The sequence below is a fragment of the Pantoea sp. NGS-ED-1003 genome (assembly GCF_000738765.1).
GTDB lineage: Bacteria > Pseudomonadota > Gammaproteobacteria > Enterobacterales > Enterobacteriaceae > Pantoea > Pantoea septica.
Genome location: NZ_JPQA01000002.1, coordinates 550,532 through 566,722, shown reverse-complemented (window position 1 = coordinate 566,722; position 16,191 = coordinate 550,532). Strand labels below are relative to the sequence as shown.

The following is a 16,191-nucleotide window of genomic DNA, read 5'->3' as shown; positions in this document are numbered from 1 at the left end:
CGTAAATCAAAGGCGAGCGGTGAACTCTGCGCGATCCATCGCATCCTGATAATCATGACTATCGCTGACCGGAAGCGCCTGCGTTTACTGCTCGCGGAGTCTGGATAGCTGTATCTGAACAGACAGGTTCATCCCACTAACCTGACGGGGGAATAATTACCCGGTTAACCGCCAGTGTTTCCCGGCGATTTCATTTTTCTGTCATTTTTATTCTTTAGGCTCGTGGCTTTCCTTTATGGATATAAAAACATGAAAATAAAAGCTATTTCTCTGGTTATTGGCTGTGCGCTCTCTTTATCGACGTTAGCGGCACAGCCGAAGGCCGAACGTTACGTCGTCAGTTTCCCCGAAGGGACACGCGTGAGCTACAACGGTGCGTTCGCCAGCGCATTTCCTCAGGGGCTGCCAGTGGGAATCGGCTCTGGTTTGCTGTTTACCGGCAAGCAGGGTGATGCGCTGACCTTCGCGACCGTCACCGATCGCGGGCCAAATGCTGATTCGCCTGATGCGGGTAAGAAAGAGTCAAAGATTTTCGTCACGCCGGACTTCGCACCACTGCTGATGAATATTCGGGTGCAGAACGGCAAAGCAGAGGCCACAGATGCCAGACCGTTGCATGACGATAAGGGCAACATTAACGGACTGCCGTTGCAGGATGACGTCATCGGATCAACCAATGAGGTCGCGCTCAGCGATACGCTGAAAGTGCTGCAGGGTGATAACCGCGGTCTGGATACGGAAGGCATTACGCCGGATGGGAAGGGCGGATACTGGCTGTGCGATGAGTATGGTCCGTTCCTGATTAATGTTGATGAGCGTGGCAAAATCCTGGCGATTCATGGGCCGCAGGCCGCCGAAGGGGAGAAATCCATCGCGGGCGGTCTGCCGAACATACTCAAATGGCGTCAGCCCAATCGGGGCTTTGAGGGCATCACCCGCATGCCGGATGGGCGCATCATGGCTGCGGTGCAGAGCACGCTGGATATCGACGGTAAAAGTAAAAAGCAGGCGCGTTTTACCCGCCTGGTGAGCTTTGATCCAGCCACCGGAAAAACCGCGATGTATGGTTACCCTGTCGACAGCGAGGCTTACAGTAAAAACAGCGACGCAAAAATTGGCGACATCGTGGCGATCGACAATCAGCATATCCTGCTGATAGAACAGGGCAGCGACAAAAACGACGCCATGCGCAACCTTGTTTATAAGGTGGATCTCAGCCCGGCTAGCGAGCTTTCACCCTTTGATAAACCAGGCGAATATCCGGAGTTTGACGACGAGAAAAGGCTGGCCCAGCGCGGCATTAAACTTGCCGCTAAAACGCAGGTGGTCGATTTACGGCAACTCGGCTGGCAACAGGAGAAGGCCGAAGGGCTGGCGCTGATCGACAATAGAACGCTGGCGGTCACTAATGACAATGACTTTGGTGTTAAAACGGTAATGAAGAACCCGGTTGAAGGCAAGAAGCGCAAAGATTACCGGTTGACCGAGCAAGGAACGCTGACGATAGATGATAAGCCGGTTGCAACGACTATCGATCTGAAGCCGCTGAAGAAACCGGAGTCGGATAGTGAGTTGTGGATTATTACGCTAACGGAATCGCTAAAATAAGATTCAAGGGTATGAAACGTCAGGGTCCGCTTCTGTTACAGGGCTGCTGTTGCAGCCCTCGCAATTTAGACTTCAACAGACTCAGATATTTCCAGAGCATCATCGACTTCAATGCCAGGGTAAGGAACTGTGCTTTCGCGTTTTTTATGACCCAACAGTAGCAGGGTTAACCTTAACTTTTGTTTTTTTAGATTTTATATCGAGTTGTCTTTATATCGCATGCAAAAACCGCATCAGGCGGACTGCTCGCCATTGAATGCACGCCACGCAGCGAGGGTATCCAGCGATTCCCGCAGCAGTTTGATTTTTCCCTCTTCTGCTACCAACCTTCCGGCATATGTCTGCTTGTATAGCCGATCGGTGCCCGCCAGTTCGGCTTTTACGCTGTATTCGCCAAAGGCCTGTGTTGGGGTATCGATAAAGAACTGGATATTGCGGAAGCGGAAATCTGGAATTTTCACCAGCAATCCGGCGATGAAGCGTTCGATTTCAGCCGGCCCCTGCACTCTGTGCGGCAGGCCAAGCGTTTGCAGATAGGGCAGTTCCAGCACGCCATCTGCGGCAAAAAGCGCCGCGGCGGCTTTAGGATCCTGGATACTGTCCAGGTAGTTCTGAAGTAATTGAACGGCAGTTTTCATGATAAGAGTGCTCCTGTTTTCAGGGCCGGACGACTGTCGTCGGCATGAAGCAACAATATTGAAACTCAGGAGCAATCAAAATAACAAAGAATGAAAGCCATCATTTCATAAATGAAATGATAAAAAGGATCACTCAGGCCAGCGCCATTCAGGTTCACTGAGATGTCTGGCGAAGAAATCCGACAGCACCTTGACCTTCAACGGGCGGCTGCGCGAAGTGGGTGTAACAAAATAGAGCCCGCCTTGTGTCATTGACCACTCATTCAGTAAATGAATCAGGCGACCATCTTTCAGATACTCCGCGGCGATAAATTCTGGCAGTTCCGCAATCCCGAGACCGGCCAGCAGGGGTGGCAGCAGTGCATCAGAGTTGGTTACGCGCAGCGGTCCGCTCGGGACAATATCTTCCTGAGCGCCGGAATTATGCGTAAAGCGCCATACCTGGCTTCTGGCGCGATAGGCATAACTGAAGCACTGCCGGGAGGTGAGTTCACGCGGATGTTGCGGTACACCTTGCTCAGCAAGATACGCCGGTGAGGCCACTAGATATTGCGTCACGGTACACAGCCTGCGCGCCACCAGCGAAGAGTCCGGTAATGCGGCAATACGTAACGCGGCATCAAAGCCTTCGGCAATCAGATCGACCGAGGCATCGGACAGATGCAGGTCCACACTCAGCTCCGGGAACTGACGGATAAGTTCTGGCATCAAGGGGGTTACCCAGCGCAAGCCAAACGACATGGGCACCGCCAAACGTACCTGTCCCCGCGGCTGAACCGACAGTTCATGGGCTTCGCTTTCCACTTCTTCTGCCTGGCGATACATCTCTGACGCCTTTGCCGCCATGCTTTGACCGAACTCCGTTAACGCCAGCTGGCGCGACGTCCGGTTAAACAGCCGACCGCCCAGCCGCTCTTCCAGGCGAGCAACTGCACGTGACACGGTGGGCACGGAAACTCCCATCACCCTGGCTGCCGCCGCAAAAGAACCTTCCTCTGCCACTTTCGCAAACATCGCGAGTCCTTCGAAATCGGGGAATCTGTTCATTTCAAATCTGCAATGATGAGTTTCAAATCATTCTATTTTGAAAGTCGCCGTACGTCGATATGCTTATTCCATCGCGACAACAATCGCTGTCGTCAATGAGCTAATTCACCGATCACAGGAATATAAGACATGAAAACTCAACGTATCGCTTCAACGCTGTTTGCCTCTTCTCTGCTGCTGGGCGCAGCCAGTTTCTCTGCTCCGGTTTTTAGCGCTGACCCTACGCCGCTGGTCACCATTTCAGGCGTTGACCACGCTGGTATCAATGTTCCTGACCTGGCTGAAGCCATTGCGTTTTTCCAGACCACTTTTGGCGGCAGGATTGAATCGGACATCACCCCTGGCGCTATCCCGGATGCGTGGAAAGCGGCGTTTAACTGGCACCAGTCCAGTGACCTCAAGCGTTTTGTCATGATGCGTCTGCCTGATGGCACCGGAATCGAACTGTTCCAGTACAGCGGTGCGCAAATCGACCATACACGTCCACATCAGGATGATGACGGTGCGACGCATATCGCGCTGAGAACCCATGATGTGCCCGCCAGTTTTAAAGCGATTCAAAAAGCCGGACTGAAAACCCTGAATGAACCAGTGACCAACGCCGACGGCACCCAGTGGTTTTATTTCCTGACGCCATGGGGCTCGCAGATTGAGCTGGTAGGCAAAACGAAAACAGCAAACTAACAGAGGACGCAGATATGAAAAAGGTCCTTACCCAATCCCTGCTGCTGGCGGCACTGCTGGCCGGATCAAATTACGTATTAGCGGAGAACACAACCATGAATATCACTACGGCACAGATCGCACCCGCAGGTTTACAGAAGCTGATCGATCGCCACTTTGCTATCTGGAATAACACCGATGCCGTTGAGCGAGAGAAAGCCTTTACTGCGGTTTACTCGTCAGATTTTTTCGTTGCCGATTATGACGGACTGAACGCAGGGGTGGACCGCGTGAATGCCGCCATCAGTAGAGTTCAGTCACAGCATCCGGGCTTTATCTTCACCCCGGCAGCTGTCGAGTGGAATCACGGCATTGCCCGTGTGACCTGGGGTTATGGTCCAAAAGACAATCCGTATCTGGTACGGGGAGAAGATGTCTTTACGGTCAGCGCGGGTAAGTTGTCGAGCGCCCGGGTCTTTCTTAATAAATAACGCTGCTCTTTATTTTTGATTATCCAGTCACGTGGAAAGTGTTTTCTGAATTCATGCATTTTTTCGCACTCATTAATGACGTTACAGTGCTAACCGAACTCAGCAGGCTGATCTTTACTGTAACTCATTGACTTTAATAGCTAATTCATACTTTGATTAAGGAATTCCAACATGAGTAAAAAACTGTCAGGCAAAATCGCGTTAGTTACGGGCGGCAGCTCAGGCATTGGTCTGGCCTCAGCGCAGGAGCTGGCGGAGCAGGGGGCGAAAGTCTACATTACCGGCCGCCGCCAGGAAGAGCTTGATGCGGCAGTAGCCTTTATCGGGCCGTCAGCCACAGGGATCCGCGCGGATGCATCAGTCCTCGGCGATCTCGATAGGGTGTTTTCCACCATTGCGGGCGAATCAGGAAAACTTGATGTGCTGTTCGCAAATGCAGGTGGCGGTGACATGATGCCGCTCGGCGCCATCACTGAAGAGCATTTTGACCGTATTTTTGGCACCAATGTGCGTGGCGTGCTGTTCACCGTACAGAAGGCGCTTCCGCTGTTGACCAACGGTGCCTCCGTCATTCTAACCGGTTCGACCGCTGCGGCGAAAGGTACGGCCAGCTTCAGCGTTTACAGCGCCAGCAAGGCCGCCGTGCGTAATCTGGCTCGATCCTGGGCGCTTGACCTGAAGGAACGTGGCATCCGCGTCAATGTCGTTAGCCCGGGTCCTGTCCGTACACCAGGTCTGGGAGGTCTTGTACCGGAAGAGCACCGCCAGGGGTTGTTTGATGCGCTCGCTGCTGGCGTACCCTTAGGGCGTTTGGGTGAACCGGACGAGATCGGTAAAACCGTGGCATTCCTGGCGTCTGATGATGCGAGCTTTATTAATGCTGCGGAAATATTTGTAGACGGCGGCTTAGCGCAGATTTAATTCACTACCAGACAGACCTTATCAATTATTTATAACAACGACGACATGATTATTCATTTTGTCGATAGTTAGCCTTGCGCCATGCATATCAGAGCGATGAATAAATGCCGTTGTAAAAGAAGATATTTATTCTCTCGGGTATAACGTCAGGCCAGGAATAACCTGCACATCATCAACGGAGAAAAAGAAATGGGCTTTATTACCACACCTGATACAACCCGTCTTTTTTATAAAGACTGGGGTGACAAAAATGCACAGCCGGTTGTTTTCTCGCACGGCTGGCCACTAAGTTCAGATGCCTGGGATGGACAGATGCTTTTCCTGCTGCAGCAAGGGTATCGTGTGATAGCGCTTGACCGTCGCGGCCATGGTCGCTCCGACCAGCCGTCTTACGGCAATGACATGGACACCTACGCCGACGATCTCGCCGTGCTGCTGAATGAGCTGGATGTAAAAAGTGCGGTACTGGTAGGACACTCGACCGGTGGTGGTGAAGTCGCGCATTACATCGGGCGCCATGGCGAAGCTCGCGTAGCAAAAGTGGCGCTGGTTGGCGCGGTGCCGCCCATCATGATTTCATCGGCTGAGTGGCCTGAAGGTACCGATATGGCAGTGTTCGATGGCATTCGCAAAGGTGTCTTTGATAACCGTTCAGACTTTTATCTCAACCTCGCTATCCCTTTCTACGGGATGAATCGCGAGGGGGTAGAGATCAACGAAGGTCTGCGCCTGAGCTTCTGGAATCAGGGCATGTCAGGCTCGATTGTCGGTCAGTACGCCTGTATCCAGGCGTTCTCAGAAGTGGATTACACCGAAGATCTGAGAAAAATCACCGTGCCGGCGCTGGTCATTCATGGCGATGATGATCAGATCGTCCCCATTAGCCATGCTGGCCTGCTCTCTGCTGACATTATTCCTCATGCCGAGCTGAAAATTTATCCAGGTGCGTCTCACGGTCTGGCGGCAACGCATCAGGATCAACTTAACCAGGATTTGCTGGAATTTATTAAGTTGTAGTTCATCTATATTAGCCACCTCATTTAACCATGAGGTGGTCACGCTATTTAATCTTTTTACCAGCACGCCGCATTTTCCTTTTTATTTTTCTGTAATAAAGGCACGCATGCGTATGAACTTATATCAATTAATTCCTTCCCTGGTGCTGTTATTCATGGCGGATGTTGAGGCACAGGATCATGCTCATCAGGCTGTTCAGTCGGACGCTGCTGAATCCGCATTCATCCAGGACAATCAGACGGCGATGAACCGGATGATGGCAGGTATGGAGGCTAAGCCGACAGGCAACATCGATGAGGATTTTGTGGCGATGATGGCTCCGCACCATCAGGGCGCAATAGACATGGCCATCGGCGAACTCCGCTACGGCACCAATCCGCAGCTTCGCCGTATTGCGCAGGAAATCATTGTCACTCAGCAGCAGGAGATCACTGCTATGTATCAGGCACTGAATAAACCGCTGCCACCTGCGCAGGCAGCTCCCGATCAGATTGCGCCAGTAAAGGGGATAACTCCCTGATACCCCTCACCGATCTTCCTTTTGACAGACCCCACTAAACAGGATGATGCAATGAAAACGTTATTAAGGACCGGACTTGCCTTCGCTGTCGCGTTCTCCGCCTGGCCCGCGATGGCAGGCCAGGCTCCCTTTGGTGCTGCAGCCTCCGAGATCCCTCTCAGCCACCATGACCGTGTGTATGCCGCAGAACAGTTCTCAAATACGGTCTCCGTCACCGATCCAGCCAGTAATAAGTTGCTCGGCGTCATCCGACTGGGCGATTCCCAGCCGGCAAACCTCAGTCCCCTGTACAAAGGCCAGGTGTTGGTACACGGCATGGGATTTTCACCGGATCGTAAAACGCTGGTAGTGGTCTCGATTGGCTCAAATTCGGTGAGCTTTATCGATACTGCCACCAACGCAGTCAGGCATATCACTTACGTGGGACGTTCTCCGCACGAGGCGTTCTTTACGCCGAATGGAAAAGAAGTGTGGGTGACGGTCCGTGGCGAGGACTACGTTTCGGTACTTGATGCCAGCAGCGGTGAAGAGAAGACGCGCATTAAAGTGCCTGGCGGTCCGGGCATGCAGATCTTTTCGCCCGACGGGCGGTACGGTTACGTTTGCTCTTCGTTTAACCCGGAAACCGTGGTGGTTGACGTCAGTACGCACAACATTGTCGGCTCGGTAAAACAGGCCAGCCCTTTCTGCCCGAACATTGCGGCAACTCCCGATGGAAAACAGGTATGGTTTACCCTTAAGGACACGGGGAAAGTCCAGGTCTTTAACGCAAGGCCGCCATTCAACATATTAAAAACGCTGGATACCGGCCCCATCACCAATCACGTCAACATCGTAGAAAACGCGAAAGGCAGTTTTGCATGGGTCACCGTCGGTGGTCTGAACCGAGTCAACGTCTACCGCACGGATGATTTCTCACAGGTGGCCTCCATCCCGGTCGGAAATCTCCCGCACGGCCTGTGGCCATCTGGTGACGGGAAGCGTATTTATGTCGGTCTGGAGAATGCCGATGCGCTTGCAGCCATTGATACGACAACTTACAAGAGAGTGGCTACCATCCCGATTGGACAGGCACCGCAGGCTGTTGCCTATGTGCCCGGCGCTGTGCCGCAAGGGGATGGCATACAGGGCTTGCAGCCTCTGGGGATAGCCGGCCAGGCAGTGCATCTCCAGTTGAGAAGCGTGGGGGCTGCCGAAAATGCGCAGGCGACGACAACGGTTTCACTGTTTGAACAAGGGATAACGCAGGTTCTGCAGGCGTCGGCGACGGGTTTAGCACCCAAACAACCTTACCTGCTGGCATTGTCATCGCGAGCCGACGGCAGCGGTGAGCTGGAACCATTGACGCGCTTTATGACTAACCCTGCTGGCGCGGCCATTGTTAACGCGGTTGGCCCGATACGGCAAATCGTGGAGGCCCATCACGCGGATGAACGTCGCTACCTTGTGATTGCCAAAAGCGACGGCAGCCAGTTGGGGAGCGTCGTCCAGGTGCAGGCGCGCTAATACTTCACTAGTGTGTTTAATCCAGCCATGACGCGTCGGCATGACTGAAATTCTGGCTCACTATTACCCGTCTAAATGGCGGGTTTTTTTACGGATTATTACGGCAAAAACGCCTCTAATTTTTATTCATATTTTTTGAGTGTTTTAAGTAAATCTCTTTGCTTTTAAACCGAGGGTCGTAAGCGCATGATTAATCCATCGAGGCAAATAGCCTTACAAACTAAATAAATCATTGAGGAACAGATCATGAAAAACATCAAAACTTTCGTTGCAGTTATCGCTCTCTCTGCTGTTTCATTCGGTAGTTTTGCTCAGAGTGTAACCGCGTCAGCCTCTACTCTGGATGCTGCAGAAGCGCAGATTGCTGCTCAGGCACATCAGGCAGGTGCTTCATACAAAATCACAGGTGCACGTTTCAATAATGGCGCCTACATCTCTGCTAAGTTGAACAAATAAGCAAGGGTTTTAGTGGGTGATTCAGGGCCGCGAAAGCGGCCTTCAGTTTTTGGGCGCAAGCCAGGAATAGCGGGATAAAAGGCGGTGCTGATAAAATGTTTCTGACGGACTTTTTGCTGCTGGCAGTAGAGTAACTCTAACGGCTGAGTTAGTTTTTACTGGTTCTGACGCTCATTCGCTTATTCAAAAACGTGGCACTTAGCTGCTTATGCGTAGGGCTTAGAGGGCGGGTATGAGCGAGAAGCGGGCGTTTGTTTAAAAGCAGGAGCTTTGTCGCAGATGATGAAAAAGGGTCAGGCCAGGCAGAGTCTTTGCACTACTCATAAGGAACAAACGATATGAGCTTTAAATTTACTATAGTGAAATTAAATTTACTATTGTGAATTTAATTTCACTATAGTAAATTTAACCAGGCTCTTCTTGTACGTTAAAGCACCCGGTAAAAATCACCATAAGGTTGAAAAATGTTAGTAATCAGAATATCCCGACCCTCTGAAGCGTCAGAAATTATACAAATTTGGAAGAATTCCGTAGATGCTACGCACGATTTTCTGACAGCTCATGATCGACAAGAAATCGAAAAAGAAGTTGTCAGCTTTTTTTCAAAAACCCCTGTATGGGTTGCAACAAATCGGGATGATCAACCACTGGGATTTATGTTTTTGCATGATGGTCATCTGGAGGCACTTTTTGTAGATGCTTCTGCTCGCGGACTAGGCGTTGGCAAAAGGTTGATTTCACATGCGCTGGCGCTGCATCCGGATCTAAGCGTCGATGTAAATGAACAAAACCAGCAGGCTGTAGGGTTTTATCAGCATATGGGTTTTCAGGTATCAGGGCGTTCAGAGCGGGACAATCAGGGGAGGCCATACCCCCTGTTGCATCTAAGACCAGCTAATAAGATGTAACCATTGCGACAGAGAAAATTTCATTATTCTTTTTGGCTAAAAGCGACGATGTAAGAACAGCTCTGCTCACTGTCAGGGTTAGTCATTTGGTACTCGCTTGCAAAGGTAAGGGCGAGACAGTCACCGGCGCGTAAATGATGAGTCTGTTTATTGACCAGAAAATCAAGACTGCCACTCAGCACCCAAAGTGTTTGCCCGGAAAGATGTTCATTCGCCGAAGCGGGTATCGTCAGCTCACCCATGGCAGGAATTTCAACTCTTATAAGTTCCGGACATGCCCCTGCCGGGGAAAGAGACCAGCGAGTAATACCTGACTGCTCATCCGTCCAGTGCTGTTGCTGATGAGAAAAGAGAACCAGTGAGTTCTGTTGTAGTTCAAGCTCTGCGAAAAGCTTTGATAAGGTAATATTCATCGCGTTAGCCAAACGACTAAGTATCATTGCACTGGGGCTAGAAGTACCTCGTTCAACCTTGCTAATCATAGCCTGACTAACGCCCGAACGTTGAGCAAGCTCAGTTACTGTCAAGTTGCGAGCCTTTCTGTGTTTAAGCAATAAACGTGCAATGTCGCTATCTACTATCTGATTTTTAGATGTTTTATCCATCTTTACCCTCACTTTTGCCAGCCTGATTATGCCATTACATAAATCAGGCTGGAATAATTGATTGTACAAGTTTGATAAAAACCGGCATCGAATAGTAGGTCTCCGCCTTTAAGAACACACGTCATCATTTGAGCATCAATTTGCAACGATTATGGCCGCTTATGGCACAAAGCGGACATTCACCATTACCCAATAAGGCTTACAGCGTGTTTATGCGATTTAAATAAAAACACCCTGGCCTGATAATCTCAGGCTGGCTCAGGACCAGGGATATTTCGGCTCAGTAAGGCCAATTTAATCAGTGCCACCCCAGGCGTAATCAATGTAGCCCTCTCTTCCCTGGCTAAACCAGGTGTTGCGATCGTCAGGCGTAAGCGGCTGTCCTTGAGCGACACGATACGGAAAGTCCGGGTTGCTTATAAAGGGTCGGCCAAAACTGACCGCATCGCCGGTTCCCTCCAGCAGGGCCTGCTCAGCACGGGCTACGCTGAAGTCCGAGTTCAGGATTAAGGGACCGCGAAAAGAGCCTCTCAGCGCCTGCGCCAGCGGAGGCTGCTCACCCACGCCAAACGTGCCATCAATGGGTGGCTCTCTTAACTCCAGGTGAGCAATCCCTATATCTGACAACGTCTCTAGCGCCAGGCGAAAAAGCGGCACAGGATCGGAGTCACGTATGCCCTGGGTTTCACCATTAGGAGAAAGGCGCACGCCGACCCGATTTGCGCCAATCTCATCTGACACCGCCTGGGTAATCTCCGCCAGCAGACGAATGCGATTTTGCCTTGAGCCGCCATAGTTATCGGTTCTGAGGTTGTCGCTGTCGCGTAGAAACTGATCGATAAGATAACCGTTAGAGGCATGAAGCTGTATGCCGTCGAAGCCGGCATTGATGGCATTTCTGGCAGCTTGCCGATACTGCTCGATAATCTCGGGGATTTCGCTGAGGTCGAGCGGACGCGCCTGTTCATAAGCTGTTTTTCCCGCGTAGGTATGAGCATGGCCCGGCGCGGTGGTTGCTGATGCCGACACAGGCTGCGCGCCGCCCATGCTGGAGTGAACCACGCGGCCCATATGCCACAGCTGCGCAATTATCCTGCCGCCTGCAGCATGCACCGCCGAGGTAACGCGCTGCCAGCCCGCTATCTGTTCTGCATTCCATATGCCAGTGGCATAGGGCCAGCCCAGGCCCTGTCTGGAAATGCCGATAGCTTCGCTAATGATTAAGCCTGCAGACGCTCGCTGAGCGTAGTACTCCGCCATTATTGCCGTTGGCACATTATCCCGCGTGCCGCGAGCGCGCGTCATAGGCGCCATAATAAAACGATTAGGCATGGCGATAGCGCCCAGCTGCAGGGGTTCAAAAAGTTTACGCATTATTTTTTATCTCCAGGTCAAAAGCCGGACGTCTCAAACGAGGCGTTGTCCACCATCGATGTGCAGCACCTCGCCATTCATAAACGGGTTCTGCATGAGAAACAGCACGGCGGCGCCCGCCGCATCAGCGGAAACAATCTGCTTTAAGGGAAGCTGCGTGCTTAAGGAAGCAACGTAGCCGTCGCGCGCGTCGCCCAGCGTACGTCCCAGCAGGGCCGTATTGGTGGTGCCCGGCGACAGCGTATTAAAACGGCGCGGCGCTAACTCCAGCGCAAGGCCTCGGGCAAAACCTTCCATCGCTGAGGAGGCGGCAGCCAGAACAGCCGTCCCGATGGCGTTGGGGCGATCGGCCAGAATGCCCGAGATAAAGGTAACGGATGCCGTTTCGCTCAGCCGCTCGCCAAGCGCGCGAAGAATATCGATCGAGGCCCAGATACGCTCGTCGAACGCGCGGCGCAGATAGCCGGTGTTCGCATCCATAATTTTCCCTGCCACAAAGGACCCAGCCAGCAGAACCAGGTGATCCACGGCGCCGATGTCAGACAAGGCGACGTTAACGGCTTCTGTATCGGTAACATCCGCACTACGCCAGTCGAATCCGTGCTGCAAAGCGACACTCGCTGTGCGAGCCGCATCCGATCCGATAATAGTGACGCGGGCGCCGGCTTCCTTCGCCTGGCGCGCAGCCGACAGGCCGATGCCAGAACTGCCGCCAAAAATCACGATATGGCTGCCAGCGATGCCCTGCGCCTTGTCTGTAACTGGAAGGTCTTTGGTGATGTTCATATTCTTCTCCGGGAATGCAGTTGTGGGTTATTAACTCTTCCCGGACATACTAGGAGATTTTATTTGCTGATTTAATGGCGTTAATACTCACCTTGTAAGTGCCATTATGGAACAAATCAGGTTATAGATTTAGGCTCGCACCCAGGCAGAGATTCAGATTGGTTCTTTCACGGCCATCAGTTCCTGTTCCCAGGCGGTTGGCGACGCAAACACCTCGCCTAACATATCGATAAATGCCCGTACGTTAAGGCTGTTACGGCGGCTCTCAGGCCATAGCGCTGTGATCCAAGCCCGATTGAAGGCGTATGCCGGCAGCACAGGTACCAGAACGCCATTTCTGACGTGATGGGCGCTCATATAGGTGGGTAAAAATCCAATGCCGCCGCCTGCCGCGATCACGCCAGATACGATTTCGCTCGCGTCCGCCATCATCCAGGCGTTGACCGGGTACTCCTCAATTTCATCTTCGATACTAAATGACCAGCGAAATACCTGCCCGGTACTTTGAAAGCGGAAATTAACGCAGTCGTGATCCTTTAATTCATCAGGATGCGAGGGCATACCTTTGCGGTTGAGATAGGAGGGCGAAGCAAAAGCGCAGACGCGATGATGACCTAGCCGACGAGCAATCAGGCGCGAATCTGGAATACTCCCTACCCGAAGGGCGATATTGATGCCTTCCGCCGCCATATCGCTGACCTGATCGCTGCTACGAATATCGACAAAAATATCAGGATAGCGTTCATGAAAGGCGGGTAACGCTGGGGCCAGTATATGCACGGCAATGGGCCAGGGCGCCGTCACTCGCAGCAGGCCAGAGGGACGGCTTCGGGTAGAGATGACAGCCTGCTGAATATTTTCAGCTTCCTGTAGCAGCTGGAGCGCTTTTTCATACAGCACCCGGCCTTCCTGCGTCAGATGTAAAGAGCGCGTGGTGCGGGTAAAAAGCGTCAGGCTCATCTGTTTCTCAAGCCGCGCAATGCTTTTACTGACGGCTGAAGGAGAAATACCCAACGCTTTAGAGGCGGCAGAAAAACTGCCGAGCGATGCCGCACGCGTAAATGCAATCAGGCCCGTCAGGCGTTCAATCGTAATCTGTTCCATAAAGGCATCTGTTCATCAAAGATTCAGGTTTGTGAATCATATAAAACGGAACCTGTATTGAACAGTTACTCTATTGCTGGTAACAACGTGCGGTTGAAACAAAACGCCTGCTACCGATAAACGGCTGCGGACGTTTGCAGCGATGCAGCTATTTGGACCGCGCCTGAGCGCGGAGAGTGGCGTCCATCGAGGCGACGAAAAGACTCCGCCGCCCGCGCTGGAGTACAAACAGACCCGGCAAGCCTCTGGCTCATTGCCACTCATTAGGGTAGATATAGGCTGGTGTTGGTTACGTCACCCAGTGCGTGAGCGGCGGCAGAATGGCAGGTCGCATGATAAAGGATAATTAGCATCAACCCCTGTTTCCGGATGATTATTAAGGGAAATGCAACTTTTCTGAAAAAAAGCGCAGCAAAGCTCCCCGCTTATAACAAAAACGCAATAAGAAAATTGATTTTTGTTTACATTCCTCAGGTTAACACCGCGTGCTTTCCTTGTCTGGCAAGGGCTAAGGCTAGTTTGCCCTCTATTGCACAGAGCCGTGAGAAGAGAAGCTTTTGCCACAGAGTTATAACTTACCGCTATAACATATGCCTTTCCATTATCGGCCAGGCCCGTTTAGAGGTGTTATTTTAAGGCTCTGTAAAAACAACATAAGTGACAAAACGATGGCGTCACATATTATTGATTTTCTTTTAATTGGCAACAATTTTGGTACACCAGAAATGCGCGACGTCTGGTCGGAGCAAAACCGACTGCGGCAGCAGGTGCAGGTCGAGGTTGCGCTGGCGCAGGCGGAAGGCGAACTTGACGTCATTCCGGCGCAGGCGGCAAAAACCATTGTCGAACGCGCCGATCCGTCGAAGCTGAATATCGACGAAATCGCCCAGCAGGGCGCGCAGATGAAACACTCCCTGATGCCGACGCTGATTGCGCTGCAAAAACAGTGCGGCGAGGCGGGCGAGTTTATCCACTACGGCGCTACTACCCAGGATATCGTCGACACCGCAACCGTACTGCAGTTGCGCGACGCGTTCGCCATTATTCAGCGCGACGCGACCCAGCTGGCGAATGAACTCGCAGTCGTCGCCAGGCGCTATCAGCATACCCCGATGGTGGGCCGCACTCACGGCATGCAGGCACTCCCGACTACCTTCGGCTTCAAAGTGGCCGTCTGGCTGGATGAGTTCCTGCGCCATCTGACCCGCCTTAACGAGATCAAATCGCGCACGCTCACGGGCAACATCAACGGCGCCATCTCTACCTACGCCTCCTTTGGCCCGTCAGGCCCGGAAGTGGAAAAGCGCACGCTCGATATTCTCGGGCTGGCGACGCCGAATATCGGCTGGCAGTCGGCGCGCGACCGCTTCTCGGAGTTCGCCTCCGTGGCGGTGCTGATCAGCGGTACGCTGGGCAAAATCGGCAACGAGCTTTACAACCTGATGCGCACCGAGATCAACGAGATTGAGGAGCCGTTCTCCGCCGGCAAGATCGGCTCGACCACCATGCCGCACAAGCGCAACCCCGCCGCGCTGGAAGGGCTGGCCAGCCTGACCGCACCGGTGCTGAAAAGCGCCGCGCTGATTTATGAATCGATGCATGTCGAGCACGAGCGCGACGCCATGAGCTGGCGCGCCGAGTGGATCGCGCTGCCGGAAATCTGCATTTACCTCTCGGCGCAGCTGCAAAACGCCATCGCCATTCTGCGCGGCATGACGGTGAACGAAGCGCGCATGCGCCGTAATCTCGATATGCAGGGCGGTTTGCTGCTGTCGGAAAAAGTGATGTTCGAACTGGGTAAAAAGATGGGCAAGCAGACCGCGCACCACCTGGTGTACGAGTGCGCCATGCACGCCTGGGAACAGCAGCGCGACTTCAAAGAGACGCTGCGCGCCCATCCGCAGATGGACAACAGCATTAGCGACGACGAACTGAACCGCTGGCTCGATCCGGTGAACTATCTCGGTTCGGCGCCGCGCAAGGTGGATGAGGTGCTCGCCGCCGCGCAGGCGTCGGGTCTGCTGGAGATGCGGGCATGAGCGACAGCTTCCGCCAGCTGACCGAGGCCGATACCGCGGCCTATTACGCGCTGGTGCATGCGGCCTATGCGTCCGCGCGCGATCTGGGCATTAAATTCGATGCCGCTACGGCCGATGCGGCGCAGATGCAGCGCCATCTCGCCGCTCACGGCGTCTACGGCATGTTCCGCGACAGCGAACTGGTGGCGTCGGTCACGCTGCGCTATCCCTGGGGGCCGCTGCCTGGCCCGTTCGGGCTGCCGCATATCGGCTGGTTCGCCACCGCGCCGCACTATCGCGGACAGCGGCTGGGCGTGAAGATGCTCGACTGGCTGGAGCAGGCGGTACTGCGCGATCAGCTGCGCGCGCCAGCCTATTCCCTTGGTACCGCCGAGAGCCATCCGTGGCTGATTCAGCTTTACGAGGCGATGGGGTTTGAGAAGGTCAGTAAAAAAGACCTCGGCAAAGGCCACATCACCGTTTACATGCAAAAAAACCTTCATTCACAGCACGCCCGCTAAGCGCGGCT

The 16,191-nt window shown here is 53.0% G+C and carries 17 protein-coding genes; 11 read left to right on the top strand and 6 right to left on the bottom strand.

Annotated features, from left to right (window positions below):
* The first annotated feature begins 249 nt into the window (after positions 1 to 249).
* Complete coding sequence (locus JS46_RS06120) at positions 250 to 1,608, top strand: esterase-like activity of phytase family protein (RefSeq protein WP_033748993.1); 1,359 nt, start codon at positions 250 to 252, stop codon at positions 1,606 to 1,608.
* 233 nt (positions 1,609 to 1,841) lie between these two features.
* Here the strand turns inward: JS46_RS06120 and JS46_RS06115 are convergent, their stop codons facing one another.
* The gene (locus tag JS46_RS06115) at positions 1,842 to 2,246 is read right to left on the bottom strand and encodes a nuclear transport factor 2 family protein (RefSeq protein ID WP_033748991.1); all 405 of its coding nucleotides are present in this window, start codon (positions 2,244 to 2,246) and stop codon (positions 1,842 to 1,844) included.
* A gap of 129 nt (positions 2,247 to 2,375) precedes the next feature.
* Complete coding sequence (locus JS46_RS06110) at positions 2,376 to 3,260, bottom strand: LysR family transcriptional regulator (protein WP_235212972.1); 885 nt, start codon at positions 3,258 to 3,260, stop codon at positions 2,376 to 2,378.
* A gap of 162 nt (positions 3,261 to 3,422) precedes the next feature.
* Between JS46_RS06110 and JS46_RS06105 the strand changes: the two genes are divergently transcribed.
* The 8 genes from JS46_RS06105 to JS46_RS23260 all read left to right on the top strand — a co-directional run bounded on the left by JS46_RS06105 (position 3,423) and on the right by JS46_RS23260 (position 9,775).
* Positions 3,423 to 3,977 carry a VOC family protein gene (locus JS46_RS06105; RefSeq protein WP_033748988.1) on the top strand — a complete coding sequence of 185 codons (555 nt, stop codon included), beginning with the start codon at positions 3,423 to 3,425 and terminating at the stop codon, positions 3,975 to 3,977.
* A 14-nt stretch (positions 3,978 to 3,991) separates the two neighbouring features.
* Positions 3,992 to 4,447: a 4-hydroxythreonine-4-phosphate dehydrogenase gene (locus tag JS46_RS06100; protein ID WP_081876046.1), complete on the top strand. Its 456-nt coding sequence runs from the start codon at positions 3,992 to 3,994 to the stop codon at positions 4,445 to 4,447.
* 171 nt (positions 4,448 to 4,618) lie between these two features.
* Positions 4,619 to 5,368 carry an SDR family NAD(P)-dependent oxidoreductase gene (locus JS46_RS06095; RefSeq protein ID WP_033748987.1) on the top strand — a complete coding sequence of 250 codons (750 nt, stop codon included), beginning with the start codon at positions 4,619 to 4,621 and terminating at the stop codon, positions 5,366 to 5,368.
* Positions 5,369 to 5,557: 189 nt separating this feature from the next.
* On the top strand, positions 5,558 to 6,385 hold the full coding sequence (locus JS46_RS06090) for an alpha/beta fold hydrolase (RefSeq protein ID WP_033748986.1): 828 nt from the start codon (positions 5,558 to 5,560) through the stop codon (positions 6,383 to 6,385).
* Between the two features lie 112 nt (positions 6,386 to 6,497).
* A complete protein-coding gene (locus tag JS46_RS06085; RefSeq protein WP_072010399.1) occupies positions 6,498 to 6,905 on the top strand; it encodes a DUF305 domain-containing protein in 408 nt (135 codons plus the stop codon).
* A gap of 51 nt (positions 6,906 to 6,956) precedes the next feature.
* Positions 6,957 to 8,411 carry a YncE family protein gene (locus JS46_RS06080; protein ID WP_033748985.1) on the top strand — a complete coding sequence of 485 codons (1,455 nt, stop codon included), beginning with the start codon at positions 6,957 to 6,959 and terminating at the stop codon, positions 8,409 to 8,411.
* A gap of 246 nt (positions 8,412 to 8,657) precedes the next feature.
* On the top strand, positions 8,658 to 8,867 hold the full coding sequence (locus JS46_RS06075; protein WP_033748983.1) for a YdgH/BhsA/McbA-like domain containing protein: 210 nt from the start codon (positions 8,658 to 8,660) through the stop codon (positions 8,865 to 8,867).
* Positions 8,868 to 9,331: 464 nt separating this feature from the next.
* Entirely contained in the window at positions 9,332 to 9,775 is a 444-nt protein-coding gene (locus JS46_RS23260; RefSeq protein ID WP_072010398.1) for an acetyltransferase, read from the top strand.
* Positions 9,776 to 9,798: 23 nt separating this feature from the next.
* On the opposite strand, the gene JS46_RS06070 is transcribed toward JS46_RS23260, so the two are convergent.
* From JS46_RS06070 to JS46_RS06055, 4 genes are all read right to left on the bottom strand, one after another.
* Complete coding sequence (locus JS46_RS06070; RefSeq protein WP_033749111.1) at positions 9,799 to 10,380, bottom strand: helix-turn-helix domain-containing protein; 582 nt, start codon at positions 10,378 to 10,380, stop codon at positions 9,799 to 9,801.
* 294 nt (positions 10,381 to 10,674) lie between these two features.
* Positions 10,675 to 11,754, bottom strand: a complete 1,080-nt coding sequence (locus JS46_RS06065; RefSeq protein ID WP_033748982.1) for an alkene reductase — start codon at positions 11,752 to 11,754, stop codon at positions 10,675 to 10,677.
* Positions 11,755 to 11,787: 33 nt separating this feature from the next.
* Positions 11,788 to 12,540 carry an SDR family oxidoreductase gene (locus tag JS46_RS06060; protein WP_051905582.1) on the bottom strand — a complete coding sequence of 251 codons (753 nt, stop codon included), beginning with the start codon at positions 12,538 to 12,540 and terminating at the stop codon, positions 11,788 to 11,790.
* Between the two features lie 153 nt (positions 12,541 to 12,693).
* A complete protein-coding gene (locus tag JS46_RS06055) occupies positions 12,694 to 13,644 on the bottom strand; it encodes a LysR family transcriptional regulator (RefSeq protein WP_033748980.1) in 951 nt (316 codons plus the stop codon).
* A 668-nt stretch (positions 13,645 to 14,312) separates the two neighbouring features.
* On the opposite strand from JS46_RS06055, the gene purB reads away from it, so the two are divergent.
* Together purB and JS46_RS06045 are read left to right on the top strand one after the other, a co-directional pair.
* Positions 14,313 to 15,683 (top strand): adenylosuccinate lyase, encoded by a 1,371-nt coding sequence (gene purB / locus JS46_RS06050; RefSeq protein ID WP_033748979.1) that lies wholly within the window; start codon positions 14,313 to 14,315, stop codon positions 15,681 to 15,683.
* On the top strand, positions 15,680 to 16,183 hold the full coding sequence (locus JS46_RS06045) for a GNAT family N-acetyltransferase (protein ID WP_033748977.1): 504 nt from the start codon (positions 15,680 to 15,682) through the stop codon (positions 16,181 to 16,183). The genes purB and JS46_RS06045 overlap by 4 nt, the downstream gene beginning before the upstream one ends.
* The last annotated feature ends 8 nt before the right edge of the window (positions 16,184 to 16,191 follow it).

What these genes read in the sequence shown, in the direction of transcription:
- JS46_RS06085 (WP_072010399.1), top strand. Translation starts at nt 6,498, where the DNA reads ATGAACTTATATCAATTAATTCCTTCCCTGGTGCTGTTATTCATGGCG.
- JS46_RS06045 (WP_033748977.1), top strand. Translation starts at nt 15,680, where the DNA reads ATGAGCGACAGCTTCCGCCAGCTGACCGAGGCCGATACCGCGGCCTAT.
- JS46_RS06100 (WP_081876046.1), top strand. Translation starts at nt 3,992, where the DNA reads ATGAAAAAGGTCCTTACCCAATCCCTGCTGCTGGCGGCACTGCTGGCC.
- JS46_RS06115 (WP_033748991.1), bottom strand. Translation starts at nt 2,246, where the DNA reads ATGAAAACTGCCGTTCAATTACTTCAGAACTACCTGGACAGTATCCAG.
- JS46_RS23260 (WP_072010398.1), top strand. Translation starts at nt 9,332, where the DNA reads ATGTTAGTAATCAGAATATCCCGACCCTCTGAAGCGTCAGAAATTATA.
- JS46_RS06060 (WP_051905582.1), bottom strand. Translation starts at nt 12,540, where the DNA reads ATGAACATCACCAAAGACCTTCCAGTTACAGACAAGGCGCAGGGCATC.
- JS46_RS06110 (WP_235212972.1), bottom strand. Translation starts at nt 3,260, where the DNA reads ATGTTTGCGAAAGTGGCAGAGGAAGGTTCTTTTGCGGCGGCAGCCAGG.
- JS46_RS06070 (WP_033749111.1), bottom strand. Translation starts at nt 10,380, where the DNA reads ATGGATAAAACATCTAAAAATCAGATAGTAGATAGCGACATTGCACGT.
- JS46_RS06075 (WP_033748983.1), top strand. Translation starts at nt 8,658, where the DNA reads ATGAAAAACATCAAAACTTTCGTTGCAGTTATCGCTCTCTCTGCTGTT.
- JS46_RS06080 (WP_033748985.1), top strand. Translation starts at nt 6,957, where the DNA reads ATGAAAACGTTATTAAGGACCGGACTTGCCTTCGCTGTCGCGTTCTCC.
- JS46_RS06105 (WP_033748988.1), top strand. Translation starts at nt 3,423, where the DNA reads ATGAAAACTCAACGTATCGCTTCAACGCTGTTTGCCTCTTCTCTGCTG.
- JS46_RS06120 (WP_033748993.1), top strand. Translation starts at nt 250, where the DNA reads ATGAAAATAAAAGCTATTTCTCTGGTTATTGGCTGTGCGCTCTCTTTA.
- JS46_RS06055 (WP_033748980.1), bottom strand. Translation starts at nt 13,644, where the DNA reads ATGGAACAGATTACGATTGAACGCCTGACGGGCCTGATTGCATTTACG.
- JS46_RS06095 (WP_033748987.1), top strand. Translation starts at nt 4,619, where the DNA reads ATGAGTAAAAAACTGTCAGGCAAAATCGCGTTAGTTACGGGCGGCAGC.
- purB (WP_033748979.1), top strand. Translation starts at nt 14,313, where the DNA reads ATGGCGTCACATATTATTGATTTTCTTTTAATTGGCAACAATTTTGGT.
- JS46_RS06090 (WP_033748986.1), top strand. Translation starts at nt 5,558, where the DNA reads ATGGGCTTTATTACCACACCTGATACAACCCGTCTTTTTTATAAAGAC.
- JS46_RS06065 (WP_033748982.1), bottom strand. Translation starts at nt 11,754, where the DNA reads ATGCGTAAACTTTTTGAACCCCTGCAGCTGGGCGCTATCGCCATGCCT.